General features: G+C 57.5%; 22 protein-coding genes. 16 read left to right on the top strand and 6 right to left on the bottom strand.

The genetic code is table 11. The annotated features are described in order from the left end of the window. Nucleotides 1-33: 33 nt before the first annotated feature. The 10 genes from ACSSVV_RS11685 to ACSSVV_RS11640 all read left to right on the top strand — a co-directional run bounded on the left by ACSSVV_RS11685 (nucleotide 34) and on the right by ACSSVV_RS11640 (nucleotide 11,597). Nucleotides 34-966 (top strand): lipid A deacylase LpxR family protein, encoded by a 933-nt coding sequence (locus ACSSVV_RS11685; RefSeq protein ID WP_454106300.1) that lies wholly within the window; start codon nucleotides 34-36, stop codon nucleotides 964-966. A 77-nt stretch (nucleotides 967-1,043) separates the two neighbouring features. After that, nucleotides 1,044-2,276 (top strand): efflux RND transporter periplasmic adaptor subunit, encoded by a 1,233-nt coding sequence (locus ACSSVV_RS11680; RefSeq protein ID WP_454106299.1) that lies wholly within the window; start codon nucleotides 1,044-1,046, stop codon nucleotides 2,274-2,276. Further along, nucleotides 2,273-5,440: an efflux RND transporter permease subunit gene (locus ACSSVV_RS11675; protein ID WP_023011706.1), complete on the top strand. Its 3,168-nt coding sequence runs from the start codon at nucleotides 2,273-2,275 to the stop codon at nucleotides 5,438-5,440. The genes ACSSVV_RS11680 and ACSSVV_RS11675 overlap by 4 nt, the downstream gene beginning before the upstream one ends. After that, on the top strand, nucleotides 5,430-6,863 hold the full coding sequence (locus ACSSVV_RS11670) for an efflux transporter outer membrane subunit (RefSeq protein ID WP_454106298.1): 1,434 nt from the start codon (nucleotides 5,430-5,432) through the stop codon (nucleotides 6,861-6,863). The genes ACSSVV_RS11675 and ACSSVV_RS11670 overlap by 11 nt, the downstream gene beginning before the upstream one ends. Next, entirely contained in the window at nucleotides 6,847-7,314 is a 468-nt protein-coding gene (locus tag ACSSVV_RS11665; RefSeq protein WP_011784128.1) for a GbsR/MarR family transcriptional regulator, read from the top strand. The genes ACSSVV_RS11670 and ACSSVV_RS11665 overlap by 17 nt, the downstream gene beginning before the upstream one ends. Before the next feature lie 228 nt (nucleotides 7,315-7,542). Beyond that, the gene (locus ACSSVV_RS11660; protein WP_011784129.1) at nucleotides 7,543-8,163 is read left to right on the top strand and encodes a glutathione S-transferase family protein; all 621 of its coding nucleotides are present in this window, start codon (nucleotides 7,543-7,545) and stop codon (nucleotides 8,161-8,163) included. A 47-nt stretch (nucleotides 8,164-8,210) separates the two neighbouring features. After that, nucleotides 8,211-8,879 (top strand): cupin domain-containing protein, encoded by a 669-nt coding sequence (locus ACSSVV_RS11655; protein WP_011784130.1) that lies wholly within the window; start codon nucleotides 8,211-8,213, stop codon nucleotides 8,877-8,879. A gap of 138 nt (nucleotides 8,880-9,017) precedes the next feature. Next, nucleotides 9,018-9,614, top strand: a complete 597-nt coding sequence (locus ACSSVV_RS11650; RefSeq protein WP_011784131.1) for a TetR/AcrR family transcriptional regulator — start codon at nucleotides 9,018-9,020, stop codon at nucleotides 9,612-9,614. Between the two features lie 61 nt (nucleotides 9,615-9,675). Beyond that, on the top strand, nucleotides 9,676-10,758 hold the full coding sequence (locus tag ACSSVV_RS11645) for an aldo/keto reductase (RefSeq protein WP_011784132.1): 1,083 nt from the start codon (nucleotides 9,676-9,678) through the stop codon (nucleotides 10,756-10,758). Between the two features lie 71 nt (nucleotides 10,759-10,829). Beyond that, nucleotides 10,830-11,597, top strand: coding sequence for a MipA/OmpV family protein (locus ACSSVV_RS11640; protein ID WP_011784133.1), 768 nt, complete (start codon nucleotides 10,830-10,832; stop codon nucleotides 11,595-11,597). Nucleotides 11,598-11,712: 115 nt separating this feature from the next. On the opposite strand, the gene ACSSVV_RS11635 is transcribed toward ACSSVV_RS11640, so the two are convergent. The 5 genes from ACSSVV_RS11635 to ACSSVV_RS11615 are packed head-to-tail and all read right to left on the bottom strand — an operon-like array spanning nucleotide 11,713 to nucleotide 17,700. After that, nucleotides 11,713-14,748, bottom strand: coding sequence for an efflux RND transporter permease subunit (locus ACSSVV_RS11635; protein WP_011784134.1), 3,036 nt, complete (start codon nucleotides 14,746-14,748; stop codon nucleotides 11,713-11,715). Continuing rightward, nucleotides 14,745-15,797, bottom strand: coding sequence for an efflux RND transporter periplasmic adaptor subunit (locus ACSSVV_RS11630; RefSeq protein WP_011784135.1), 1,053 nt, complete (start codon nucleotides 15,795-15,797; stop codon nucleotides 14,745-14,747). The genes ACSSVV_RS11635 and ACSSVV_RS11630 overlap by 4 nt, the downstream gene beginning before the upstream one ends. Before the next feature lie 37 nt (nucleotides 15,798-15,834). After that, nucleotides 15,835-16,737 (bottom strand): alpha/beta fold hydrolase, encoded by a 903-nt coding sequence (locus tag ACSSVV_RS11625; RefSeq protein ID WP_011784136.1) that lies wholly within the window; start codon nucleotides 16,735-16,737, stop codon nucleotides 15,835-15,837. Further along, nucleotides 16,727-17,218, bottom strand: coding sequence for a PaaI family thioesterase (locus tag ACSSVV_RS11620; protein ID WP_011784137.1), 492 nt, complete (start codon nucleotides 17,216-17,218; stop codon nucleotides 16,727-16,729). The genes ACSSVV_RS11625 and ACSSVV_RS11620 overlap by 11 nt, the downstream gene beginning before the upstream one ends. Continuing rightward, a complete protein-coding gene (locus ACSSVV_RS11615; protein WP_031209883.1) occupies nucleotides 17,215-17,700 on the bottom strand; it encodes a PaaI family thioesterase in 486 nt (161 codons plus the stop codon). Before ACSSVV_RS11615 ends, ACSSVV_RS11620 begins: the two co-directional genes overlap by 4 nt. Nucleotides 17,701-17,958: 258 nt before the next feature. On the opposite strand from ACSSVV_RS11615, the gene ACSSVV_RS11610 reads away from it, so the two are divergent. Continuing rightward, nucleotides 17,959-18,573 carry a TetR/AcrR family transcriptional regulator gene (locus tag ACSSVV_RS11610; RefSeq protein WP_011784139.1) on the top strand — a complete coding sequence of 205 codons (615 nt, stop codon included), beginning with the start codon at nucleotides 17,959-17,961 and terminating at the stop codon, nucleotides 18,571-18,573. 41 nt (nucleotides 18,574-18,614) lie between these two features. Here ACSSVV_RS11610 and ACSSVV_RS11605 read toward each other — a convergent pair whose 3' ends face one another. Continuing rightward, a complete protein-coding gene (locus ACSSVV_RS11605; protein ID WP_011784140.1) occupies nucleotides 18,615-19,685 on the bottom strand; it encodes an AraC family transcriptional regulator in 1,071 nt (356 codons plus the stop codon). A gap of 51 nt (nucleotides 19,686-19,736) precedes the next feature. Here ACSSVV_RS11605 and ACSSVV_RS11600 point away from each other — a divergent pair, with 51 nt between their 5' ends. From ACSSVV_RS11600 to ACSSVV_RS11580, 5 genes are all read left to right on the top strand, one after another. Beyond that, nucleotides 19,737-20,135, top strand: a complete 399-nt coding sequence (locus ACSSVV_RS11600; protein WP_319802629.1) for a 2Fe-2S iron-sulfur cluster-binding protein — start codon at nucleotides 19,737-19,739, stop codon at nucleotides 20,133-20,135. Nucleotides 20,136-20,149: 14 nt separating this feature from the next. Then, nucleotides 20,150-21,574 carry a cytochrome P450 gene (locus ACSSVV_RS11595; RefSeq protein ID WP_022992187.1) on the top strand — a complete coding sequence of 475 codons (1,425 nt, stop codon included), beginning with the start codon at nucleotides 20,150-20,152 and terminating at the stop codon, nucleotides 21,572-21,574. A gap of 5 nt (nucleotides 21,575-21,579) precedes the next feature. Further along, complete coding sequence (locus ACSSVV_RS11590) at nucleotides 21,580-23,217, top strand: GMC family oxidoreductase (RefSeq protein ID WP_454106297.1); 1,638 nt, start codon at nucleotides 21,580-21,582, stop codon at nucleotides 23,215-23,217. 84 nt (nucleotides 23,218-23,301) lie between these two features. Beyond that, nucleotides 23,302-24,552 (top strand): NAD(P)/FAD-dependent oxidoreductase, encoded by a 1,251-nt coding sequence (locus ACSSVV_RS11585; RefSeq protein ID WP_008170308.1) that lies wholly within the window; start codon nucleotides 23,302-23,304, stop codon nucleotides 24,550-24,552. Between the two features lie 286 nt (nucleotides 24,553-24,838). Continuing rightward, nucleotides 24,839-25,864, top strand: coding sequence for an IS110 family RNA-guided transposase (locus ACSSVV_RS11580; protein WP_008170306.1), 1,026 nt, complete (start codon nucleotides 24,839-24,841; stop codon nucleotides 25,862-25,864). Nucleotides 25,865-26,229 lie beyond the last annotated feature (365 nt).

Here is a 26,229-nt window from a genome sequence, read left to right as displayed (position 1 = left end):
AATTGGTTCTCAGGTCTGTTGCTGGGTTCTCTTGTGACATCAGCTTCCGCTGAAGGCCTGCTGTCCCTGAAAGTGGAAAACGATGCGTTTTCCGCCGGCGGCGATGGTCAATATACCAACGGCGTAGAGGTGATCTGGGCCTTTGAGCCCGCCGATCAACACTGGACCCGTCGTCTTGCGGATATTATTCCGGGCTGGTCTGGCAGTAGTCTTGCCGGCGCAACATACCGGCTGGGGCAACAGATGTATACGCCGGAAGACATAGAGGTTGAAACCCTTATTGAAGATGACCGTCCCTATGCCGGCCTTTTGTTTGGCGGGATTTCGCTACTGAGCGAAAGGGAGCACGGTGGTTTGCGTTTGGCAGACAGCCTGCATATCGACGTGGGCATCGTAGGACCGGCTTCCGGAGCTGAAGTAGTCCAACGAAATTTCCACGAACTGATTGCGGCAGACAAACCGAGGGGCTGGGACAACCAGCTTGACAACGAGCCAGTCATTAATTTTGGTTACGAACGTGCCTGGCTAGTTCAACAGGATCTCGCTGAGCTGACTGTTGAATATGGGCCGTCTGCCGGGTTCGCGCTCGGCAACCTGTATACCTACGCTTCCGGCGGCCTGGGGTTTCGTTTGGGGGAGGGGCTTGATCGTAGTTTCGGCATTCCGTCAGTCGCCCCCTCGCAAGGCGGGCAATCCTCTTTTCGGCGGGATCAGGGCTTTAGCTGGTACCTCTTCGCTGCCGTTGAAGGGCGCTATATGGCGCACAACCTGTTGCTCGACGGCAACAGTTTCGAGGACAGCCACTCGGTTGATAGCCGCGAATGGGTTGGCGACGCCCAGGTGGGTGCGGCATTGACCTGGGATCGCTGGCAGATCGCTTACACCTACCTGTGGCGCAGCGAGGAATTCGAGGAAAAGGACGGCGTCGATCAGTTTGGATCGATCGTTCTGTCTACCTGGTTATAAACGAAGGCATGGATCGAACGGTTTTTGAGTCTTTGGCCCATTCAGAGGTTAGTTTTATGCAGACAGAGAAGAGTTTGATGGCGCGTCTATTTGGGGTCCGCATGTTGCCAGTGTGGGTGGCGGCTTTGTTGCTGGCCGGTTGCGACAATTCCTCCGGTCAGGCAAAGGCTGAGCGGTCTGCACCGCCGCCTCCGGAAGTCGGGGTTGTTGAAATGCAGCCTCAGCGTGTGAACCTTTCAATGGAGCTGCCGGGCAGAACCGCCGCTTACCGTATCTCGGAAGTGAGGCCGCAAGTCACGGGCATTTTGCAGGAGCGCTTGTTTGAACAAGGCGCCCAGGTCAAAGCAGGTGAGGTCCTCTACCAGATCGACCCCAACCGATACCGTGCTGCCCATCAGCGGGCCCAGGCAGAACTGGAGCGCGCACAGGCCGAATTGCGACAGGCGCAGCGGGAGTGGGCACGTACGTCAGACTTGTTTGAGAAGAATGCGGTCAGCAAGCGTCAACGTGATGAAGCGCTATCGGCCTTGGAGGCAGCCCGGGCGGATGTCTCCCGATCCCAGGCGATGGTCGAAACGGCGGGTATCGATCTGGCGTATACCGAGGTCAAGGCTCCCATCGCCGGGCGCATTGGCCCGACACTGTACACGGAGGGTGCGCTGGTAACCGCCAATCAGCCCCAGGTCCTGGCGCGCGTGGTTCAGCTTGATCCCATGTATGTCGATATTCAGCTACCGGTCGAAAAACTGGCTCGAATTCGGTCGTCTCTGAAGGAGGGCGCGGCTTCTAAGGCCGGCCCAAATGAAGCCGAGACTGTTTTGTTGCGCGAAGACGGTACCCCCTATCCGCATAAGGGACGCGTTGACGTTACGGATGTAACCGTCAACCAAAGCACCAGTTCTGTCACGGTGAGAGCCGTTTTCCCCAATCCGGACGAAGACCTTCTGCCTGGAATGTACGTGCGCGTTCGTCTGAGTGAGGGAGTTCGGGAGAACGTCATTCTGGCGCCGCAGCAGGGCGTGAGCCGTAACCCGCAAGGAGAGGCCACCGCGTTGCTGGTCAACCCGGAGGGTGAAGTTGTCGCCCGCCAGTTAGAGGCAGAGCGGGCCATTGGCGCATTCTGGCTGGTGGAGAAGGGGTTGGAACCGGGGGATCGTCTCATCGTCTCCGGTCTGCAGAAGGTTCGGCCAGGAGCCAAGGTGAAGCCGGTTGCCGCAGATATTCCATTACATCCCACCCAAAACCAGCAAGCCAGTGGCACGAATAATCCGAAGAAGAACGCCTCCAAAGAGGAGGGCCCCGCGCAATGATTAATTTCTTTATTTCCAGGCCCGTTTTTTCCTGGGTTCTGGCCATTGTCGCCATGCTGGCAGGCATCATGGCGATCTTCGTTTTGCCGGTTCAGAGGTATCCGTCGGTGGCGCCGCCGGCGGTGGAAATTCAGGCCGATTATCCTGGTGCCTCGGCGGACACCGTGTCCAATACGGTGGTTCAGGTCATTGAACAAGAGATGACCGGCCTCGACAATCTGCTCTATATGGGGTCGACAGCAGATTCCTCAGGCCAGGCTACGGTTACTCTCACCTTTGCGGCGGGCACCGATCCGGACATTGCCCAGGTCCAGGTGCAGAACAAGCTCAAACTGGCGGAACCGCGGCTCCCGGAAGTGGTGCGCCAGCAGGGGATCAGTGTCGAGAAATCCAGTACCAGCTTTCTGATGGTAATGGCATTCGTCTCTACCGACGGTCGCCTCAGCAAACTGGATCTCGCTGACTTCATCAGCTCCGAGTTAGCGGAACCCATCGGACGGATAACCGGCGTCGGCAGCGTGCAGGTTTTCGGCTCTGAATATGCGATGCGGATTTGGCTGGACCCTTCGGCGTTGACCAATTACGGCCTGACCGTCGCCGACGTGAGCGCCGCCATTGAGGCGCAAAACGCCCAGGTCACCGCCGGCCAGCTCGGCGGGCTGCCCGCGGTCGAGGGCCAGCAGCTCAATGCCACGGTCACCGCCCAGACCTTGCTCACCTCAACCGAAGAGTTCCGCAACATCCTGCTCAAGAGTATGCCCGACGGGTCCCGGGTGCGCCTGGGGGATGTTGCCCGCGTTGAGCTGGGCGGCGGTGCAGTCCAGATTGACACTTTCTACGATGGCGAGCCGGCAGCCGGCCTTGGCATCAATCTGGCGCCGGGTGCCAACTCGCTTGCGGTCACAGAGGCTGTTAAAGCGCGGCTCCAGGAGCTCGAGCCATATTTTCCCGAAGGGGTGGAGATTCGGTACCCCTACCAGACGGCGCCCTTCGTGGAGGCCTCCATTGACGCAGTGGTGCAGACCATCATCGAGGCAATCGCGCTGGTGGTGCTGGTAATGCTGCTGTTTCTGCAGAGCTGGCGAGCCACCCTGGTGCCGGCGATCGCAATCCCGGTGGTGCTGCTGGGCACCTTTGCGATCATGGCGGCTTTCGGTTTTTCCATCAACATGCTCACTCTCTTCGGTCTCGTATTGGCGATCGGCCTTCTGGTGGATGACGCCATCGTGGTGGTTGAAAACGTCGAGCGTGTGATGCATGAGGACGGCCTGAGCCCGATGGAGGCGACGCGCAAGTCCATGGGGCAGATTGCCAGCGCGCTGATTGGCATCGGTGTGGTGCTGTCTGCTGTGTTTATCCCCATGGCCTTCTTCCCAGGCTCCACAGGGGCAATCTATCGGCAATTTTCCCTGAGTATTGCTGGTGCCATGGTCCTTTCGGTGCTGGTGGCTCTGATTCTCAGCCCCATGCTGTGCGGTCGGATACTCAAGCCCACACATGAAAGAACCCTGTTGCAAAAACTGTTCGGCTGGTTTGAAGCCGGCCTGGCGCGAATAACCCGGGGGTATGTCCGGCTGGTTGACCATACGGCGCGCCACGCATGGATTTACACCTTTGCGTTCTTCGGGATCGTCGGACTGGTCGCGGTTCTCTTTTTGCGGTTGCCCGGAGGGTTCCTGCCGGCGGAGGACCAGGGCTTTGTTGTGGTTCAGTACCAGCTGCCTCCCGGTGCAACGCAGCAGCGCACAATCGATACCATTGAGGTTATCGAAGATTACTTTATGGAGCAGGATGAGGTACAGGGCCTCTTCACAATCGCTGGTTTCAGTTTCGCTGGCCGGGCGCAGAACGCGGGACTGGCGTTCGTCAATCTCAAGCCATGGAGTGAGCGCGATCCCGAGACGCAAAGCGCCGACGCGATCATTCAGCGGGCGAACCGGGCGCTTGCCGGGCTGGTGCGTGATGGGCGGGCTTTTGCTTTCAATTTGCCACCGATACCGGAATTGGGGCAGGCCCTGGGCTTTGAATTGCGTTTACAGGATCGGGGTGCCATCGGGCATGAAGCGCTCATGGCAGCGCAAGGTCAATTGCTGCAGTTGGCGGCCGAAAGCCCCGTGCTGACGAGTGTGCGCCCCAACGGTTTGGCGGACAATCCCCGCTACAAAGTGGACATTGATTACGAAAAGGCGCAGGCCCTTGGCATAGAGCCGTCCGAGATCAGTCGACTTCTGTCGGTGACCTGGGGCTCGCAATACGTTAACGATTTTCTCCATGAGGGGCGGGTCAAGCGAGTCTATGTTCAGGGTGATGCCCCTTTCCGGATGCTGCCTGAGGATTTTGAGGCGTGGTATCTGCGAGCCGCTAACGGAGAGATGACCCCGTTGAGCGAAGTGACGAACGGACGCTGGGAGTATGGCTCACCGCGCCTTGAGCGTTTCAACGGTGTTCCGTCCCGTCAGATTCAGGGTGAGCCGGCACCGGGCTACAGTACCGGTGAGGCCATGGCGGAGGTCGAACGTTTGATCGCTCAACTCCCGGACGGTGTGGCCGGCGCCTGGAGCGGCCTGTCCTATCAGGAGCGCCAGGCCGGTGCCCAGGCATCCCTGCTTTACGCGCTGTCGGCACTGGTGGTGTTTCTGGCGCTCGCCGCGCTCTACGAAAGTTGGACCATACCCATTTCCGTGATGCTGGCGGTGCCCTTGGGCGTACTCGGGGCGGTACTTGCAGCGATGGTTCGCGGGCTTCCTAACGACGTCTTCTTCCAGGTTGGCATTCTGACCACCGTTGGTGTGACTGCGCGCAACGCTATACTTCTGGTGGAGTTCGCCCGCTCGTTAGAGGATCAGGGAATGAAATTGATCGAGGCAACCAAGGAAGCGGCGCGAGTGCGCTTGAGGCCGATTCTGATGACATCGGTTGCTTTCGGCATGGGTGTGTTGCCGCTTGCTTTCGCCAGTGGTGCCGGTGCAACCACCCGTATTGCGATAGGAACGGCGGTTCTTGGCGGCATGATTTCGGCAACGATACTGGCGACGTTCTTTATTCCACTGTTCTATGTGGTCGTCCGCCGTATCACGGATTTTCTGAGTGGCTCCAGAGACCAGGATGACTCGGCTGCGGCCGCTCCCGGACGGGCAAATGGAGGTGTGGCTGATGACCGTTAAGGTATTGCTGACCACTTTGATGGTGTTGTCACTTGGTGGCTGCTCACTCGCGCCGACTGTTAAGAAGCCCGAGCCGTCGATGCCGGAAGACTGGACGTCTGCACGACTTTTGGCGGACGAGAAACTCCCTCTGGACTGGTGGCGTGGCTATGGCGATCCGGCACTTGTCACGCTTGTTGAGGAGGCACTTGATGCCAACAACGATCTGCAGCTCGCCGCTGCCCGGGTTGCCGAAGCAAGGGCGCTCCTTACCGGACAGCAGGCAGAACGATACCCACTTCTGGAGGTGGAGGGCTCCGCGGTGCGCCAGGGCCCGAGTGAGGAGTCCGTCAACAGTACTGGTGGTCAACCCTTCAATGATATCCAGGTTGGCGGTGTTCTATCGTACGAGCTGGATCTCTGGGGGCGGCTTGCCAATGCCAGCGAAGCAGCCCGGGCACGGCTTCTGGCCAGTGCAGCGAATCGCGAGGCCGTGCGACTGGCCGTGATTGGTGAGGTGGCCAATGGTTACTTCAATTTGCGTGCGCTTGATCGTCAGATCGACATCGCGGAACGCACCGTGTCGTCCCGCCGCGAATCGGTCGCCCTGCAACGGGCCCGGTTTGAAGGAGGCGAGATTAATGAATTGGCCCTGCGGCAGGCAGAATCCGAGCTTGCGGCCGCTGAATCCGAACTTCCGAGGCTTCGCCAACAGCGCTCCCTTCAGCGAAACGCCTTGGCAGTGCTTCTGGGGCGAGATCCACAACGGATTGTACGTAGTGATATTTCCGTAGCGAATACCATTGGTGAGATGGATGTTCCGGCCAGTATCCCTGCAGGCCGACCAGCAGATCTGATGGTTCGGCGACCCGACATTGCCGCAGCCGAACAGGAATTGATCGCGGCCAACGCCGAAATCGGTGTTGCCCGGGCGGCGTTTCTGCCCAGGATTTCATTCGAGGGGCTGCTGGGCCTGCGAAGTGCGTCCGGTGGCGACTTGTTCCAGGGTTCGGCATCCACGTGGCAGTTGGGCGGCTCGTTAGTCGGCCCGTTGCTGGACTTCGGGCGTTCCGAGGCACTAGTCAATCAGGCGGAGGCGCGTCAACGCCAGGCCCTGATTGCGTATCGTCAGGCCATTCAGGTGGCGTTTCGGGAGGTGCTCGACGCGATGGCCGGGGTGCGTGGTACCGAAGATCGCCTGGAAGCGCAGGCCCGGCAGGTAGCAGCACTGCGAAGCACGGCTAAACTTGCGCGATTGCGCTTTGAGGGTGGCGCGTCCAGTTACCTGGAGGTGCTGGACGCTGAACGAAGCCTGTTTACAACCGAACTTGATCTCGTGGAAACGCGGCGCGATCACTTGCAGTCGACGGTTAATTTGTATCGCGCGCTGGGCGGGGGTTGGCAGAATTCATTGCAATCTTCTGATTATGAAAACACTGACTGAATCAGACAGGCGTTTTATTGAGCGCCTCGGTCTTCAGGCTCAATCTGAAGGCTTTTCCCGCATCGCTGGGCAACTTTGGGCGACACTGATCGTGTCGGATGGTCCCGTCAGCTCATCGCAGCTTGTGGATACGTTGCGTGTCAGTAAGGCGAGCGTCAGTACGAATACGTGCTTTCTTGAAAGACTCGGCATTGTTGAGCGTCGAACAATGCCGGGTGAGCGCCAGGACTTCTTCGCGATTCGTCCCCATCCCTACGCTGCCTTGGTGGAAGGGCAGATAAAACGGCTCGAGGCCAGAAAGGAGGTGATCGCCGAAGCCAAGGCAACCATTACCAATGAACAAACGCTTGCCAAGCTGGCTGATCTGGATCAGTTCTACACCCTGTATTATGAGAGCTCCAAAGACCTTCTAAAGCAGCTGAAATCTCAAATCCATGGACATAAAAAATAATAACATCAAAGGTTTAACCTTGGATTTAATCCGGGCCTGAAGGAAACGCGGGCTATGTCAGAGCAACCCTGGCTGGTGTTACTGCGAGGAGGCCTGAATGGTTTTTGCCATCTGGAATGTCTGGTCAGCGGCTCAAAGCAAAGCAGACTAATTAAATTGCCTCTTGCGCACCTATCTACTGATAGGTAAATTAAACGTCGTATGCTTAATGACCAACAGAGGTAACCAATGAAAATTTACGACACTGAAGGCTTTCCCAACCCGCTGCGCGTTCGCATTGCCCTTGCCGAGAAAGGTGCCACCGATAAAGTGGTGTTTGTCCCGGTGGATGTCATGGGTGGTGAACACCGTACCACTGATTTCAGGGCAAAGAACCCCGATGCCACCGTGCCGGTACTGGAGCTTGATGACGGCACCTGCATTGCACAGTGCAACGCCATCACTGAGTACCTTGACGGTGTGTTTGACGGGCCCTCCCTGACGGGCGCCTCGCCTAAAGAGCGTGCGGTTATCGCGATGATGAATATTCGTGCCGAATCCGGTTTGATGAATGCGGTGGGCGCGTATTTCCACCACGCAACCCGGGGACTGGGGCCCGACCTTGAGACATGGCAATGTCCTGACTGGGGTAATAAGCAGAAAGAGGTCGCTCAGTCCACGATGGCCTATCTCAACGAGGTGCTTGCGGAAAACGAGTTTCTTGCTGGTGACCGTTTCACTGTTGCGGATATCACGGCTTATGCCGGACTGGTGTTTGCAGAGTTCGCCAAGGTTGACATTCCCGGTCACCTGGATCATCTCCTGGCCTGGCGTGCCCGGGTCGCGGCCCGTCCGTCGATTACCGGCTGATGCCCGGGCCTTTTGGCTTGGCGGACTGATTAACCGGAGGACAGAGCATGGAAATCAATGCAGATTTCACAAAGCCCGTGGTCATTGATACTGACCAGCTTGAGTGGCGCCCTTCACCCATGAAAGGGGTGGAGCGGCGAATGCTGGATCGTATCGGTGGCGAAGTGGCCCGTGCCACCAGTATTGTGCGGTATGCGCCAGGCAGCCGGTTCTCGGCGCACACTCATGACGGTGGTGAGGAATTCATCGTACTTGACGGTGTGTTTCAGGACGAACATGGGGATTATCCTGCGGGAACCTATGTGCGGAATCCGCCAACCACCTCTCATGTACCAGGCTCTGCCGAGGGCTGTACGATTTTTGTCAAGCTCTGGCAGTTCGACCCGGCGGACCGCACCCAGTTCAGCAAAAACATGGAAGCGGAACTGGGTGCTCCGGTGGAGGGCATTTCCACCTCGCTCCTGCATGAGGACGAGCGTGAAACGGTCACTCACCGCAAGCTTGAGCCCGGTGCTAACTTGACATCAGAGGCGGCCGGCGGGATCGAGGTGTTGGTCCTGGACGGCGATGTCACGGTAAACGATGAAGTGCTGGGCAGGAATGCTTGGCTGCGTCTGCCCGAAGGAGAAGCATTGTCCGCAACGGCCGGAGCCCGTGGGGCGAAAATCTGGATGAAGACAGGGCACCTTCGGTTTGTCAGGACCCCTGAAGTGTAACCAGCAGGAGCCTGAACATTTCTGGGCTGCCAAAGAGCCAAAAAGGGCTTGATCAGGGGAAGGAATCGTAACCTTCCCCTGATCAAGGTGCCATACACGGCAACTGCCTGAGTGAACGACGTTAACCATTGACTAATTATGAACCGTGACACAAGAACCGCCCTGTTAGACTTCGCAGAGCGCACCGCCCGATCAAGAGGGTTTGACGGATTCAGCTATGCGGATCTCGCGAAGGCCATTGGCATCAGAAAGGCTTCCATTCATTATCATTTTCCGACCAAGGCGGACTTGTCGGAGCGTTTGATCGAGCGGTATCACACCAGCCTGAAAGAGCGGCTGGTTGAAATAGAGGCGGCCTGTTCCAGCGCCGGCGAACGCCTGAGTGCTCTCATCGCTGTGTACCGAAGTGCCCTGCATGACGGCCAGACCGTCTGCCTGTGCGTTGCCTTTTCAATCTGTCGCGAAAGCCTGCCCGAGGCGGTTGTCAACCGGGTGGGTAGCGTTCGGGCAATGGTGCTGGACTGGACCAGGGCAACCTTTGAACTGGGCCTGAGGGATGGGTCAATTTCGTCCATTTCTGATCCCTCACAAGAAGCCTGCGCAACCCTGGCCACGCTGGAAGGCGCCCACCTGGCGGCACGCACAGCACAAGACCCAGCTCCATTTGATGCGGCTACACAACTTTTAAGGGCTCGCTGCCAAAGTGCTTCGGAAGGGAACAACACTGGCGCTTGAATGGCAGTGAATGAGACGCGACAGAAAGTCGTGACATTAACCTGTTATCAGGAGGTGCAACATGACCCCTCACAACCTGCCAAGATTTGATCACAATCCGTTACGCTACACAGCACTCGGAAACTCGGGCTTGTTCGTCTCCGAACTCTGCCTGGGAACCATGACCTTCGGCGGTGATGAAGACATCTGGGGCCTGATCGGCCAGTTGCAGCAGGAACAGGCCGACGAACTGGTGAAGATCGCTCTGGAGGCGGGAATCAACTTTATCGATACCGCCAACATCTATGGCTTCGGGGCCAGCGAGCGCATCGTCGGCCAGTCCCTGAAGAACCTCGGCGTTCGCCGGGAAGATGTCGTGCTGGCCACCAAGGTGCTCGGCCCCATGGGCGAGGGCCCCAATGCCCGTGGTGCTTCCCGTGGCCACATCATGAGCGAATGCAAGGCGAGCCTGGCGCGATTGCAGACCGATTACATTGATCTGTACCAGATCCATGGCTTTGATCCGGCCACCCCGATCGAAGAAACCCTGGAGGCACTGAACACCCTGGTGCAACAGGGCCATGTGCGTTATGTGGGCTTGTCTAACTGGGCCGCCTGGCAGGTCATGAAGGCCATCGGTATCACCCGGGCCCGCAACCTGTGCCCGGTAACGTCTCTGCAGGCGTACTACACCCTGGTGGGGCGCGACCTGGAACGGGAGGTGATCCCCATGCTGGCGTCGGAAAAGGTCGGGTTGATGGTGTGGAGCCCGCTGGCCGGCGGTTACCTTTCCGGCAAATACGAGGATCCGGACGTATCCGAGGAGAACCGGCGCACTAAGTTCGACTTCCCTCCGGTTAACCGCGAGCGGGGCAAAGAGGTTATCAAGGTCATGCGTGAGGTGGCTGACGGAAAGCAGATTGACGGCGAACCCGTCACCGTGGCCCAGATCGCTCTTGCGTGGCTACTGCACCAGGAACCTGTATCCAGTGTTATTGTTGGTGCCAAGCGACCAGATCAGTTGAAAGCCAATATCCGGGCCGCACAGATCCGATTGTCTGATGACGAGCGTAAAGCTCTGGACGAGGTGAGTCGTATCCCGGAGGAGTACCCGGGCTGGATGATGGCAATGATGGCCGGGTACCGAAATCCTTCCGAGCCTTAATCCGATAGCGACCCACTGCACACATTTCGCTGCGCCTTGGCTGCGCAGCCAAACAACGGGAAAACTCGTCTATGCTGTCAAAAGTTAAACGTCCGTGGCTACTGGCCACATCGACGACGCTGTTGGTTGTTTCAACCCCGGGCCTGGCAAACTCGGCGTGGGACGCCAGCCTGGGTGCGGGTGTACTCTATACTCCGGACTACCTTGGCAGCGACGATTATGAAACCAGGGTCTGGCCGACGATCAATGTGAGCTATGGTGACCGTTTCTACTTTAACATTCGCGATGGTCTTGGCTGGAACCTGATTCGCCACGGCAACTGGAAGCTGTCGCCCTTTATTGGTTACATTCCGGGGCGCGACAATGACGAGGATCTTGAACGCCTGGACAAGATTGATGGCGGCGCGATCGCCGGCTTGCGCGTTGCTTACAACCACGACGCATGGTCGTACAGCGCAGCCGTCCAATCTCCCTTCACCGGCGATGTCGATGGCTATCAGGTGGTGCTTAAGGCACGATGGCGGAACCAGTTCAGCGATCAATGGTTTGCCTCCCTGGGGCCGAACCTGACCTACAGCAGTGATGACTGGACAGACGATAGGTTTGGTATTTCCGATACGGAAAGTGCCCGCTCCGGCTTGGCCTCTTATAGCCCTGATGGCTATGCCCGGTATGGCCTGACAGGCAGTTTAACCTACTCGTTGTCTGCGCAATGGTCGGTCACCGCGACCGCTGGGGTGTCACAATTAACCGGCGATGCCGAGGATAGCCCGATTGTCAGTGATATCGGGGAGGCTACCCAAGCCTACACCGGTGTTTTTATGAGTTACCGATTCTGAATGTCTTCGGGGACCGGGGCAATTCTTGTCACGGGAATGGGCAAGTAACCCCTGAATCTCCCGGTTCTGGCTTCGTCGGCTATGTAAGGATTACTTCGGAGCTCAAACACCTGGCTCACTTTTCCTTTAACCGAAACCAGAGTGCGTAAAGCGCCGGAACAAACAGTAGGGTGATCAGAGTGCCGACTGCTACGCCCCCTATAAGTACATAAGCGAGCGGCCCCCAGAACAGGTCAAAGGTCAGAGGTACAAACGCCAGAACGGCCGCCAGGGCAGTGAGTACCACGGGGCGAGCGCGTTGGACGGCTGCCTCGACCACGGCTTCCCGAGCAGCCATCCCAGTTGTGAAGTTGTCCTGCACCTGCTGCGTCAGAATCATGGTGTTTCGCATCAGGATACCGCCCAGGCCAATGAGCCCCAACAACGCGGTAAAGCCAAAAGGTTGATTAAACAACAGCAAAGCCAGCACAGCGCCAATGAGTCCCAATGGCGCGGTGGCCAGAACGGTCAAGGTGCCGATAAATGAACGCATCTGAAGCATGATGAAAATCAGCATCAACGCCAACATCACCGGTTGTAAAGTCTGAATGGAGGCGTTGGCTTTGGCGGATTGCTCCACCGTACCGCCAATTTCAATACGATAACCGTCCGGTAACCGTTCACGCAGGCCTGCCATCGTACTCCAGATCTCTTTGGTGACATCCGGTGGCTGGGCGCCTTCCACATCCGCCTGAACGGCCAGGAAGGGGGCGCGGTTGTAACGCTTTATAACCGGTTCCTCATAACGAACCTGCCACTGCCCCAGTTGTTTTACGGAGAGTTTGCGGCCGTCGCGGGTTTTGATTTCAAGATCTTCGGGCATCATGATTTCACCGCGGGCATTACGCGCCACCAGTTGAACGCTCCTTATGCCCTGGCGTAACTCGGTAACGGCCACGCCGCGAAGCTGGAACTGGAGTTGCCGTGCAACCTCTGCCGGGGTCAGGCCCATCCAGCCCAGGTTTTCCGGGTCCAACTCAAGATAGAGCGTGGGCACACGCTCATCCCATTCGAGGTGCGGCATGACGATGTTCGGATGCCCGGTCATGAGAGTCCGAATCTGGTGCGCGATCTCTCTGAGTTGATCGGGTTCCGGACCCAACACTCGAAAACTGACCGGCCAGGCCACCGGCGGGCCGTACAGCAAACGCGTTACACGCACTCTCGCCTCAGGAAACTCACCCGCCGCGATTTTGGCCTCCAGCGTCGAGATGATGTGATCGCGCCCTTCAACGTCCTGCCCGATGGCAATCAACTTGGCAAACGCCGGGTCCGGCTGCTCGGGGTTTGCCGATACGAAGAATCTGGGTGCACCGGCACCGATGTAAGCGGACAGGCTTTTAACCTCCGGCATGTCCATCAATATCGCTTCGAGGCGTCTGACGCTTTGATCCGTGGTGGCAATAGCGCTCCCCTGCGGGGCATAGACACTGATCAGAACCTCGGGGCGATCAGAACTGGGAAAAAACTGCTTCTGTACCTGGGCTGCCATACCGAAAGCACTGAGAGCCAGTAAACCCACTGTGAGAAAAACGACGGTTTTCCGGTACCTTACACACGCTGCAATCACCCCACGCAACCGCTGATAAAAAGCGCTTTGATAAAGGTCCTGGCCAGTATGCCCGATGTAATCGGGCAATAGCTTGACGCCCAGATAAGGCGTAAAGGTGACCGCCACCCCCCAGGAAATCAGCAACGCAAAAGCCAGCACCCAGAAGATGTTACCGGTGTATTCCCCGACACCCGACTGAGCAAAGCCGATGGGGACAAAACCGGCCACTGTTACTAGCGTTCCAGACAGCATGGGCGCGGCTGTGACGCTCCAGGCATGACTGGCTGCCCGTACCCGGTCCCAGCCACTCTCCATCTTCACAATCATCATTTCAATGGCGATGATCGCATCGTCCACTAACAGGCCCAGTGCGATAATCAACGCGCCCAGGGTGATGCGGTCCAGGTTAATGCCCGCTATTTTCATCAATAAAAAGGTCAGCCCGAGAGTAACGGGAATCGCAATGCCCACCACTAAACCCGCACGCAGGCCGATCGCCAGAATACTGACGCCCATTACGACGACCAATGCCACCAGAAACTTGACCTGAAAAAGATCAACGGCCTGAGTGATGGCCTCAGCCTGGTTGGTCAGGGTCTGTATTGACATCCCCAGGGGCAGCCTGGCCTGTTCAGTGCTGACAAACTTACTGAGCCGTTCACCAAACTCCAGGCCATTTTCGCCCGCCTCCATGACGACGCCCAGGAGGATCGCATCCTCACCGCTGGAACGGACGATGTAGTTCAACGGATCTTCATAGCCCAAACGCACCTCGGCCAGATCAGACACGGTGATAACTTGGTCTCCGATACGCAGAGGTACTGAGGCGAGGCGCTCAAGGTCAGACAGGTCAATGTTGCTGCGGACATAAACCCGCGGGCCGGCAAGATCAACAAAGCCCAGAGGCTCAAGGCGATTGTTGGCCTCTATCGCCTGCAACACTTCTTCTGCCGACAAGCCGAGATTGTTGAGCCGGTCCTGATCAAACTCGAGATACACCCGCTCAGGACGCTCGGCCAGGATCTGTGCCTTTTGCAAGCCGGGTAGCCGTTGCAGGCGATCTCGTATCGCTTCTGCCTCGCGGGTCAGTTCACGCATTGGCATTCCCGGTGCTGTGAGGGCCATCAGGGAGAAATACACGTCTGAGAAATCATCGTTAACGATGGGGCCGATGACACCACGGGGGAGATTGGGGCTTTCATCGGACATGCGCTTGCGAACTTGATAGAAGAGATCGGGCATTTTTTCACTAGGCGTATAATCCTGGAACCGGATAAGCATGGTGGCCTGTCCGGGCCGAATGGTGGTTTCAACAGTGTCGAAATACGCCACTTCCTGTATTCGTTTTTCCAGGCGGTCCACCACCTGATTCCGTAGCACCTCAGGGGTTGCTCCTGGCCAAACCACAGAAACCACCATGGCCCGGACAGTGAACGCAGGGTCTTCCGCCCGACCAAGGGATGAGAACGCGTAGAAGCCCGCAACAACGGACATCAAAAGAAAAAAGAGGGTGACCGAACGCTCGCGCACTGCCAGTGCGGAAAGATTAGGCAGGCTCATTGAGCCAGCTCCCGCACCGCCATGCCAGGCGTGAGCAGGTGTGTCCCTAATGCGACGATCGGCGTAGTCGCGTTGATGTTGGCCCGGATCTGCGCATACTCCTCACCCAAATCGATAACCTCGACCGCAAGGGGGGTCACCATGCCGTCGGAGACCAACCAGACCTGCGGCGTTTCTCCTCTCTCATCAAGGGCACCCAGCGGTACACGATGGCTGGCCGTGGTTTGTTTCTGCATCAGCCGGACACTCACCACTGAACCAAGCGTTAAAGACGAAGGGTAGGGCCCCTCCAGGCTGTATCGGGCACGCCAGCTCCGGCTTCTGGCGTCGGCAGCCCCGGCAATCTCTCTCAGATTCACCGCAAGCTGTTCGCCATTGGGTAAAGGAACATAACCTTGCCGGGGCGGGTTGCTGCCCTGAGGTAAAAAGACCTCGACTTCCAGGGATTGATCTTCAGCCAGAACGGCAAGGGTTTGACCGACACCCACAACCTGGCCGGGCTCAACGATGACCTCGGTGATCACGCCTGCATTGGCGGCTTTTAGTTCCGCATATCCCAGAGCATTCTGAGCCTGCTGATTTCGTGCAGAAGCCGTTTCCACCTGGCTGCGTGCTTCACGCTCCGCCAGTTCAAGGCGTTGCAGGGTTTGTTCGCTGACAAACTGACGTCCTACCAGTTCCTGCTGTCGCTGGAGCTCATTAGTGGCAATGGCCAGGGCCGCTTCTGCACGCCTCAGATCTGCGGCGGCCCCCTCCGCGGTTGCGATAAGGTCTCGTGAATCGAGTTTGAACAGTAAGTCGCCTTTTTCCACGCGCTGACCGGGATCGATGAAACGTTGTTGAATCCGGCCGGCGATCTGAAAGGCCTGGGGAACTTCGTGGCGGCCTCGCAGGGTTCCTGAAAACCTCTGAGATGTTGGACCTGCCTCCTTCAATTCCACTGTTTTTACCCAGGGAACAGGGGGGCGGGCCTCTGGAGGCGTTTCCGCGGACTGCTGACAACCTGACAGAATGAGCAGCGAGATAAACAGGGTCAGCAGAAAGCGCATGGCAGATGTCTCGATCGGCAAGATTAAGGTGTGGATATCAGTTCTCGCGGCATCCAGATAAAGCTAGTTGCAGGATAGCATCGCGAACGATGTCCTTCTGCTCCATAGGCAGAAAATGGGTCGTGCCCTCAAGAACCCTGACGTCAGCCGAAGGCAGCAGGGCCTTCAGGCGTTTTTGTGCCTTTGGTGAGAAGGTTGACCCGCGTTCCGCGGCCAGTGCTATAACCGGGCACCGCAACTGACGAATACCGGGCCAGGGGTTGTGTTCGGTATGGGCAAAGGTGGTGCTCTCCCATTCGGGCGCACACGCCAATTGAACTTGGTCACCCTGCGGCACGAAGGCGTGTTGGACGTAGGCGTTCAGCCATGCTTCGGGCCAGGTCTTGAAGCCACCGCGGCCACGATAGTTGTCCAGCGCAGCAGCGTGCGAATCAAATACCCTGCGCCGACGTGCCGCTCCGGCGGCCAGCGACAACCGATGTGACTGACGCAGCAGCTTGGCCAGCCCCAACTTCAGGCCCTGCACCGGATCCATGATCACCGGTTCCGCCAGAATCAGACCCAGCACTTTGTCAGGCCGCCGGGCAGCGGCCATGATGCTGGTGGTGGCACCGATGGAATGGCCGGCAAGCCAGACCGGTTCGTCCAGGCATTCCAGCAGAGCGATCAGGTCGCGATAATAGGTTTCCCAGCCCCGGAATGTCGACAGGTTGGCTGCACCAACGCTGGCCCCGTGTCCTCGCATGTCCCAGGCCAGGACATTGACGTCCGTGGCGAGCTCGTCAAGCAGTGGATGGTACAGGCGGCCATGGAAACCCGTGGCATGGGCCCAGTGCAGTGTGGGTCGCGCTTTGGATTGCGGCCAGCGCCACAGTGCGATATCGGCGCCATCCGTCGCCCGGAATTCGTCGCGTTCAGGTGTGTTGTGCTTAATGTCCATGACGGTCTTCTTGTTGGGCGGCCATTGTCGGGAGCAATAACTGAACCTGACCAGTGGCGATCGGTTTTTTATCATCGCCTTGCCAGCAGGTCACCTGGACCAGGCTGGTGCGCCTGCCTTGCCGAATAATGTCGGCCCTGGCGAACGTCGATCGGGCCTTCGCGGAGCGGAGGTAATTGATGTGGCTGTCGAGAATGCGCGGGCAACGTGTCTCTGCATCCTGGCTTTGCGCAGCCACCCGCGCGGTGAGTTCGATCAGGGCTCCAAGCACGCCGCCATGGAGGGCTGGTAGCATGAAGTTGCCAATCAGCGCTTCACGACACGGCAAATGAACCAATACGCCTACATCACCGCGCTGAACCTCAAGCCCGAGGTGCTGTGCATAGGGAATGCGCTCCAGAAGAGCCTGCCAGTCAGCACATTCTTTCGCACTTTCCGCAGTGCCTGAGATTTGTGGGGCCGAATCGCCAGTCGTGCTCATGCGCTCTCCTTTCCTGGTCCACCTGCATGCAATTGCTGTCCCTGGGTGTTACGCATGAAGGTGGCGTTTGCCGTCGCTAGTAACTCGCGATTTCCCTCGCTAAGGATGTCACAATGAATAAACGCGACATCGTCCGATAAATGACGACAGGTGGCCACCGCTGACAGGGCCCGGTCGCCGATGGCAGGCCGCAAATAATCCATGCGCAGATCCAGAGTGGCAATGGGCATCAACTCCAGGGCACCCGCGAATACCGCCAAGCCTCCGGCGGAGTCTGCCAGCGAGTAAAGTACGCTGGTGCAGATTTCTTTTGTATCCTTATGGGCGAACATCCATGACTGCGGGGTTAGCCGCATACAGACCTGGCCCTGGTCTACCGAGACAACTTGCATGCCCAGATCCCTGCCGTGAGGAACCTGTTCGGTGAACTGCCACGCCGTCGTCACAGCGTCACTGTGCTGAAGTTTGTTCAGATCGTTCATCAGATCCGCCCAGTCTGACATGCATTTCGCGCAGGGGCGGAAGTGTAGAGGACCAGTGGATTGTCATAGGTCATTGCCATGGCGTTCTCTTGTGAGTAGCATTGTTTCCAAAGTTTGGTTGGTCAACCAACCAAAAGTCAACACTTTGTTAATCCAAATGGCACGGCACCGGTGTAATGGCGTGCGATCAGTGAAACGAATCGAATGATGGCTGCTCTGATGATTAATAAACGGGATTGCTCAGGAGATGGTTAAGCCATGGTTGACAGACAGATTACCCCTGCAAGCAAATTAGGCGATCAGGGTAACGTTTTGTCTAACGCCGCCCGGCTCTTTCGAGAGAAAGGTTTTGAAAGGACGTCTCTAAAGGAGATTGCCGAAGCCTGCAATATGCTGCCCGGAAGTCTGTATTATCGTTACAGCAGCAAGGAAGCGCTGCTCGTTGAGCTGATGCGTCGGGGAGTAGACCTGGTTACAACAGAGGTTGAAACCGCGTACGCCAGCTCGGACGATCCCGTGGAACGATTGCGTCTTTGTATCAACGCACATTTGCACGCCCTGCTGGTTGATTCGGATACGGTTTACGTACTTTTGTTTGAGTGGCGTTCACTGAGCGCGGAGGCCCGCGGGGACATCATCGCTTTGCGTGACCAGTATGAATCCCTTTGGGCCGAGATCATCGAAACGATGATTGAGCAAGGCGTGATTCGGAAGGATGTCAATGCTCGCCTGCTTCGCCTAATCGGCCTCGGGGCGCTCAACTGGGTCGCAACCTGGTTTGATCCGAAAGGTGTCTATACACTCGACGGCATTGGTGATTTTGTCTGGAACGTCATCATGGATGGTGTAATCAGGAAAAGTGTACGAACATAGGCACTGGCTCCCCAAGCGTAATTAGCGCCGGTTTATGTTTGTTAATCACGTGTATAGATGGTGTGTGATCTGACGTTTAGCCTGAATTGCTCAGGTGGCTGGCCAAACCAGCGTTTGAAGGCGCGTCTGAAATTGGCACTGTCGTGATAATTCATCAACGCGGCAATGGCCTCGATTGACAGTTCGCTGTCACGCAGGTATAGCGCTGCCTGCTGAGACAGAATCTCGTCACGGATTTTTCGAAAACTGCTGCCTTCATGGTTGAGTTTACGCGCCAGGGTGCGTTTGCTGATGAACAGAGAAGCAGCCGCTTCCTCTTCACTGAGCGTTCCCGGCGGCCGGGACAACATCATCTTCTTCAGCCGGGTCTGGTAGCTTGGCTTATCGGACTGAAGTTGCGCAAGCATGGCTTCACACTGTCGCATGGCCAGATGATAGTTTTCATGATTGGCAGAGGCGTTTGGTTCCCGACACAAGGCCATCGGCAAGCTGAGTTTTAATTGGCTGCAATCAAAGTGAATCTGCCCGGACAAAAAGTCCGAATACGTTGCGTGATACTCGGGTTTCGGATGGGCAAAGCATACTTCAGCCTCGCGCAAAGGGCGGCCAACCATGAACTCGCCGAATTCGAAAAGTGCCTTGACCATCGCATCCGACAGGCAACGCTGTATGTCATCGTCTAATGGCCCCAGGTACTGCAGAATACATTCCAAACGCTCACCGACTTGCTGCAAGTGCAACTGGATGAAGCTCGCGCGCGTGGGCAGGAATGTCCGAATCGCGTGTAGAGCAGTGAGGAGGTCGGGGCTGCTGTAAGCCACGAACCCCATTGCTCCGTGGGTTGCCGGAGTCATTCGTTTACCCAGCCTTAACCCAAATTCTGGCTGGCCGGACAGATCCATTGCATTACGCAGGATCTGTATCTGCTGAGCCACAGTAAGCAGTCCGTCCTCGCTCAAAAATTGCGTCACCCCAAGTCCAGTGCCCCGCAGCAGACGCGGAAGTTGTCTGGCTGTCAGATTCAGCTCACGTGCAACTAGCCGTGAGTAATTCGATGGAATATCCGGACCGGGACTTTGCAACTCCTCCATTTTCTTCCGCGCCGCCATCATTGATACCCCCCTTCCTAAAGTTTCGCCATTTTGTCTTCAAATGACCCCTGCTTGTCAAGAAATGACCTGAAAAATATGCTGGCAGACAGGCAATATCTGTCAATCATCAATGCTGGTAGGAGAACAACATTGGGCAAAGTTACGTTTATCGAACATGATCAAACTGAACATGTCGCAGAATTCAAAGCTGGTTCCTCGGTAATGCAAATCGCTGTTGATAGCGCCATTCCCGGTATCGACGGGGATTGTGGGGGGGAGTGCGCCTGCGGTACCTGCCACGTTATCGTCACGAACGAATGGTTCAGCAAGACAGGCACGCCTGGCAATGAGGAAGAACAAATGCTGTCAATGACACCGGAGCGGGCGAGCACTTCGCGCCTGGGCTGTCAGGTGGTACTGACTGATGAAATGGACGGCATGACCGTGCATTTGCCCGAGTTCCAGATGTGAACACAGGAGGACGCATGCCAACACTATCCAGAACATTTGACGACATTCAGTCCCGACTGATTAATGCCACCTCCAGGGTGGTGCCAATGCACAGGCAAATCCAGGGGCTGAAACTGTTAATGAGCGCCAAGAAGAAGACCATTGGCCCGCGTCGACCGGTGCCCGACTTCGTTGAAACACCCATCCCGGACGTTAACACGCTGGCCCTTGAGGACATCGATGTCAGCAATCCGTTTTTATACCGACAGGGTCAATGGCGTGCCTATTTCAAACGGTTACGTGATGAGGCGCCGGTCCATTACCAGAAGAATAGTCCCTTCGGCCCCTTCTGGTCGGTAACTCGCTTTGAAGACATCCTGTTCGTGGATAAGAGTCACGACCTGTTTTCCGCCGAGCCGCAAATCATTCTGGGTGACCCTCCCGAGGGGCTGTCGGTAGAAATGTTCATTGCAATGGATCCGCCAAAACACGATGTGCAGCGCAGCTCGGTGCAGGGCGTGGTGGCGCCGAAGAACCTGAAGGAGATGGAGGGGCTGATCCGATCACGCACCGGCGATGTGCTTGACAGCCTGCCTCTGGACAAGCCCTTTAACTGGGTGCCTGTTGTATCCAAGGAACTCACCGGCCGCATGCTGGCGACCCTTCTGGATTTTCCTTACGAGGAACGTCACAAGCTGGTTGAGTGGTCGGATCGAATGGCCGGTGCAGCATCGGCCACCGGCGGCGAGTACGCTGATGAAGAGATCATGTTTGACGATGCGGCAGACATGGCCTGGTCCTTCTCCAGGCTTTGGCGGGACAAGGAGGCGCGCCGCGCGGCAGGCGAGGAGCCCGGTTTCGATTTGATCAGCCTTTTGCAGAGCAACGATGAAACGAAAGACCTTATCAATCGCCCGATGGAGTTTATCGGTAATTTGACGCTGCTCATCGTTGGCGGCAATGACACCACTCGCAACTCGATGAGTGGTGGCCTGGTGGCCATGAATGAGTTCCCGAAAGAATTCAAAAAACTGAAGGCAAAGCCGGAATTGATTCCGAACATGGTCTCGGAAATCATCCGCTGGCAAACGCCGCTGGCCTATATGCGCCGAATCGCCAAGCAGGATGTTGAGCTGGGTGGCCAGACCATCAAAAAGGGTGATCGAGTTGTCATGTGGTACGCGTCGGGTAACCGGGACGAGCGCAAGTTCGAGAACCCCGATCAGTTCATTATCGATCGCAAGGACGCGCGAAACCATATGTCGTTTGGCTACGGTGTGCACCGTTGCATGGGCAACCGTCTGGCGGAACTGCAACTGCGCATCCTCTGGGAAGAAATTCTCAAACGCTTCGACAACATCGAAGTCGTCGAAGAGCCCAAGCGGGTGCAGTCCAACTTCGTGCGGGGCTATTCGGAGGTGATGGTCAAACTGACGCCGAAAGGCAAAAAAGCCGGCTGATCAGGATGACGACCGAGCAATTTGATTATGTGGTGGTTGGCGCGGGCTCGGCCGGATGTGCCGTCGCCAACCGCCTGTCGCAGAGCGGTCGCTATTCAGTGCTGCTGCTCGAAGCCGGCCCGGAGAGCCGGCGCAACCCTTTCGTGAACATGCCGCTGGGTTTCCTGCAGCTGATGTTCAGCCGCCGCTACAACTGGCAGTTCAATACCGAACCGCAGCGTCACATGCACGACCGGGCGCTTTTTCAGCCGCGGGGCAAGATGCTTGGCGGTTCCAGCGCCATGAACGCGCAGGTCTATATTCGCGGGCATGCCCGGGACTACGACGAGTGGGCACGGCTGGGGTGCAACGGGTGGTCATACGCCGAGGTGTTGCCCTACTTCCGCCGATCGGAACATTTCGAGCCCAAACTTACGCTGAATGAGGCAGAATTTCATGGTCAGGGTGGTCCGCTGAACGTTGCCGAGCGGCGCTATACCAATCCGCTGAGCATTGCGTTTGTCGAGGCGGCAACCCAGGCGAAGTACCGGCTCAATACAGATTTCAACGGCAGTGAGCAGGAGGGCGTGGGCTTCTACTACGCCTACCAGAAAGACGGCACACGCTGTAGCAATGCGCGGGCGTATCTGGAACCCGCTGCGGGGCGCTCCAACCTGACGGTTTGCAGCGGCGCGCATGTCACCCGGGTGCTACTCGAAGGCACCCGCGCCACCGGTGTCGAATACCGCGATACAACGGGGCAGACGCAGGTTCGTGCCAGGCGCGAAGTTGTGCTCTGCGGCGGCGCGTTCAACTCGCCGCAACTGCTGATGCTGTCCGGGGTCGGTCCGCGGGAGGAACTGTCCCGGCATGGCATAGAACTGCGCCATGCGTTGGAGGGCGTCGGGCAGAATCTCCAGGATCATATCGACGTGTTCGTGCGCGTCAGCGCCCGCAGCCGCCAAAGCATCTCGATGCATCCGAGCTACTGGCTCAAGGGGCTGTGGGGCGCTCTGACGTATCTGAGCGGCCGGCGGGGCGTGCTGTCGAGCAACGGCGCCGAGGCCGGCGGGTTCATCCGCTCCCGGCCCGAGGAGCCGATACCCGACCTGCAGCTGCACTTCGCGCCAATGCTGTACGACGATCACGGGCGAGACCTGAAGACCGCGATGAGCGGTTATGGCTACGCGGTGATGATCTACGGGCTCAGGCCATCGTCGCGCGGGCGCGTCGGTCTGCACAGTGCCGACCCGTTTGCGGCGCCGCTGATCGACCCCAACTACATGGCCGAGTCCGCCGATGTCGAGCGACTGGTACGCGGGGTACATCTGGTGCGCAGAATCCTGGCGCAGGCGGCCTTTGCCCCGCACCACGAGGTTGAGGTCTCGCCCGGGCCGGCGCTCCAGAATGACGACGATCTCGCCGCATGGGTACGGCGCAGCGGTGAATCAGCGTACCACCCGGTTGGCACCTGCAAGATGGGTGTTGATCCGATGGCGGTGGTCGATCCGCGCCTGCGCGTGCATGGCCTGCAATGCCTGCGGGTGGTCGATGCCTCCATCATGCCGACGCTGGTCGGCGGAAACACCAATCAGCCGGCAACCATGATCGGCGAGAAAGGCGCCGCGATGATACTTGAGGATGCCGGGGAGACGGTCGGCTAGCGCTGCGGGGGGCATCCCGGCGCACAGCTGGCATCCGGACTTCTGATCAATCTGATCCCAGAGAACAACAGGCAGAGACAGACTATGGCAAACCAACAGAAAGAGACGACAGTCATCGTTGGCGGCGGGCACGCAGCGGGTGCGCTCCTGACAACCCTGCTGCAAAAAAAATATCAACAGGAAGTGATTCTGGTGGGCGAAGAACCACATCCACCCTATCAGCGGCCGCCCCTGTCCAAGAACTATCTGGCAGGAGAGGTTGATCAGGCGTCGCTGTACCTGAAGCCGCGCTCGGTGTACGAGAACGCCGGCCATCAGTTGCGGCTTGGTGTGCGTGCCGAACAGATTGATCGGGACAACAGGACCATCAGCCTGTCGGACCAGAGCACATTGAAATACGATCGACTGGTTCTGGCCACGGGGTCCCACGTCCGAAGCCTGAACGCACCCGGGGCTGACCTGGAGGGCATTTATTATCTGCACGACATAGCTGACTCGGATGCCCTGCGTGAAGAATTGCTCCCGGGGAAGCGCCTGGTCATCGTGGGTGGTGGTTACATTGGACTTGAGGTGGCAGCCAGTGCCACCAAAAAAGGCGTTAATGTCACAGTACTGGAAGCGGCCGAGCGTCTTATGCAGCGTGTAACAGGCCCGGAAATCTCAGAGTTTTTTTACACCAAACACAGCAGCGCCGGCGTGGATCTGCGGCTGAACACGGCGGTAACCGGTTTCGAAGCGGGCGATCAGGGGCATGTGGCTGGCGTGACCTTGGCGAGCGGCGGCACTGTACCGGCCGACATCGTGCTCGTTTCAGTGGGTGTTGTGCCGGAAACCGCCCTGGCTGAGGCCGCCGGCCTGCCCTGTGATGACGGCATTATTGTTGACGAGTTTACCCGCACAGAAGATCCCGCCATCCTGGCGATCGGCGACTGTACCCGCCACCGGAATCTTTTCTTCGAGAAGATGCAGCGCCTTGAATCTGTCGCCAACGCGGTTGATCAGGCCCGGACAGCGGCGGCAACCCTGATGGGCGAGGAGAAACCCTATAACAGCGCTCCATGGTTCTGGTCGAACCAATATGACGTGCGTCTGCAGATGGTGGGGTTGTCGCAACATCATGATCAGCGTGTGCTGCGCGGAAGCCCGGAAGACAAGGGATTTGCGGTGTTCTATCTCCGCGATGGCTGTGTCATTGCTGTTGATGCGGTCAACCTGCCCATCGCTTTTATGGTCGGCAAGACCCTCGTTCAACAACGCAGGCAGGTCAATCCTGAAATGTTGAAGGATCCGGATATTGAACTGAAGTCCTTGGTGAGCGGTCAGTCCATAAATTGAAATTGACGACCGAGTAGAGCTGTGCCCTTAGTTTGCCCAAAATTGCGAAAGCAATGCACAACTCATACGGCCTATGGATATCATATCCTACGACCGACAGCTTTCAGTGAGCGCAAAGGATGCGTGAGCCACAACCGGCGGAATTTCCCGTAGCCAGACACATTACTGTTGCTCTGGTAAACCGAGAGCACCATAGCGAATGATATGGACTCCCCCTGCTCCCACGGCATCGATGTGCCACATTGAAGGTGTCTGACATCTTCAATCAAAAGCAGGAGGAGTCATCATGAATGTTACAACCATTGGCATCGATCTGGCGAAAACTGTGTTCAGTATTCATGGCACCGATCAACACGGCAAGGTCGTGGTTCGCAAACGACTGAACCGGCCCAAGCTGTTGCCTTATATCGCTCAGCTCCCACCCTGCCTGATTGGCATGGAAGCCTGCTCGGGTGCCCACCATTGGGCTCGGGAAATGACCAAACTCGGCCACGATGTCCGAATCATTGCACCCCGGTTTGTCGCGCCCTATCGCAAGAGCAGCAAGAACGACGACAACGATGCCGAGGCCATCTGTGAGGCAGTAGGTCGGCCGAATATGCGGTTTGTTCCAATCAAGACCGAAGACCAGCAAGCCGTACTGTGCCTGCATCGTATTCGCCGTGGACTGACCAAAGAACGCACCGCGCAGATCAATCAGATTCGTGGGCTGCTGGCCGAGTTCGGACTGATCATTCCCCAGGGCCGTTACGCCGCACGGCGCCGGGTTCCCGAAATCCTGGAGGATGCCGAAAACGACTTACCCATGCTCGCTCGCCGCTTAATCAACAACATCAACCAACGCATTCGACAGCTCGATGAAGAAATCCTGGCTTACGATCGGGAGGTCGAAGCGATGGCCCGGAGCGATGAGCAGGCCAAGCGCCTTATGGCCATACCGGGTATCGGACCACAGACCGCAACAGCCCTGCTGGCCAGTGCGCCTGACCCCAGACAGTTCAAAAGTGGGCGACACTTTGCCGCATGGTTGGGTCTGGTGCCCCGACAATACTCGACCGGTGGCAAGGTGCGACTTGGCCGAATCACCAAGCGCGGGGACAAATACCTGCGAACGCTGCTGATCCATGGCACCCGGGCAGTGATTGCAAAATTACCGGATAAGAATGATCGACTCAGTGACTGGGCCAAAGACCTGGTGGAACGACGTGGATACAAGCGGGCCGCCGTTGCGATGGCGGCCAAGAACGCCCGGATTATATGGGCACTACTCATGAATCAAACCGAGTTTAAGACACAGCCTGTGGAGGGCTAAAACCGAGCACCAACGACAGGCAGAACAAGCCTGCCAGAAGAGTCTTGCAACGGCAAGCGATGACGGAACGGTCAGACCGAGAGTGGGAGAACCTGTTTATTTCTGCGGCTCAGCGAAGCCGACTAACGAATAAGGTCCCCGCTCACACGCATCATCATCCTGGCCCGGGCAAAAATGCCCACAAAGAGGCCGAATGTAGAGCCGCAGTCTCAAACCGCTTCGGATTCAAATGGCGTTGCTTGACCGCAGGGGGAGTCCATGTAGGTGAAATACTAATCCGAAATAAAGTAAGCGAACATCATCCGGAGATATAAGCCAGGTCCGGATGACCAAAAAACGACTTCAATAGCTTTGGCAATTTCTGC

The organism is Marinobacter sp. MBR-105 (assembly GCF_053628895.1).
The sequence above is the reverse complement of the archived record's forward strand: the minus strand, read 5'-3'. Positions and strand labels throughout refer to the sequence as shown.

Bases quoted from the DNA above. Each gene is read 5' to 3' on its own strand.
- ACSSVV_RS11680 (WP_454106299.1), top strand. From the start codon at position 1,044: ATGGCGCGTCTATTTGGGGTCCGCATGTTGCCAGTGTGGGTGGCGGCT.
- ACSSVV_RS11675 (WP_023011706.1), top strand. From the start codon at position 2,273: ATGATTAATTTCTTTATTTCCAGGCCCGTTTTTTCCTGGGTTCTGGCC.
- ACSSVV_RS11670 (WP_454106298.1), top strand. From the start codon at position 5,430: ATGACCGTTAAGGTATTGCTGACCACTTTGATGGTGTTGTCACTTGGT.
- ACSSVV_RS11665 (WP_011784128.1), top strand. From the start codon at position 6,847: ATGAAAACACTGACTGAATCAGACAGGCGTTTTATTGAGCGCCTCGGT.
- ACSSVV_RS11660 (WP_011784129.1), top strand. From the start codon at position 7,543: ATGAAAATTTACGACACTGAAGGCTTTCCCAACCCGCTGCGCGTTCGC.
- ACSSVV_RS11655 (WP_011784130.1), top strand. From the start codon at position 8,211: ATGGAAATCAATGCAGATTTCACAAAGCCCGTGGTCATTGATACTGAC.
- ACSSVV_RS11650 (WP_011784131.1), top strand. From the start codon at position 9,018: ATGAACCGTGACACAAGAACCGCCCTGTTAGACTTCGCAGAGCGCACC.
- ACSSVV_RS11645 (WP_011784132.1), top strand. From the start codon at position 9,676: ATGACCCCTCACAACCTGCCAAGATTTGATCACAATCCGTTACGCTAC.
- ACSSVV_RS11640 (WP_011784133.1), top strand. From the start codon at position 10,830: ATGCTGTCAAAAGTTAAACGTCCGTGGCTACTGGCCACATCGACGACG.
- ACSSVV_RS11635 (WP_011784134.1), bottom strand. From the start codon at position 14,748: ATGAGCCTGCCTAATCTTTCCGCACTGGCAGTGCGCGAGCGTTCGGTC.
- ACSSVV_RS11630 (WP_011784135.1), bottom strand. From the start codon at position 15,797: ATGCGCTTTCTGCTGACCCTGTTTATCTCGCTGCTCATTCTGTCAGGT.
- ACSSVV_RS11625 (WP_011784136.1), bottom strand. From the start codon at position 16,737: ATGGACATTAAGCACAACACACCTGAACGCGACGAATTCCGGGCGACG.
- ACSSVV_RS11620 (WP_011784137.1), bottom strand. From the start codon at position 17,218: ATGAGCACGACTGGCGATTCGGCCCCACAAATCTCAGGCACTGCGGAA.
- ACSSVV_RS11615 (WP_031209883.1), bottom strand. From the start codon at position 17,700: ATGAACGATCTGAACAAACTTCAGCACAGTGACGCTGTGACGACGGCG.
- ACSSVV_RS11610 (WP_011784139.1), top strand. From the start codon at position 17,959: ATGGTTGACAGACAGATTACCCCTGCAAGCAAATTAGGCGATCAGGGT.
- ACSSVV_RS11605 (WP_011784140.1), bottom strand. From the start codon at position 19,685: ATGATGGCGGCGCGGAAGAAAATGGAGGAGTTGCAAAGTCCCGGTCCG.
- ACSSVV_RS11595 (WP_022992187.1), top strand. From the start codon at position 20,150: ATGCCAACACTATCCAGAACATTTGACGACATTCAGTCCCGACTGATT.
- ACSSVV_RS11590 (WP_454106297.1), top strand. From the start codon at position 21,580: ATGACGACCGAGCAATTTGATTATGTGGTGGTTGGCGCGGGCTCGGCC.
- ACSSVV_RS11585 (WP_008170308.1), top strand. From the start codon at position 23,302: ATGGCAAACCAACAGAAAGAGACGACAGTCATCGTTGGCGGCGGGCAC.
- ACSSVV_RS11580 (WP_008170306.1), top strand. From the start codon at position 24,839: ATGAATGTTACAACCATTGGCATCGATCTGGCGAAAACTGTGTTCAGT.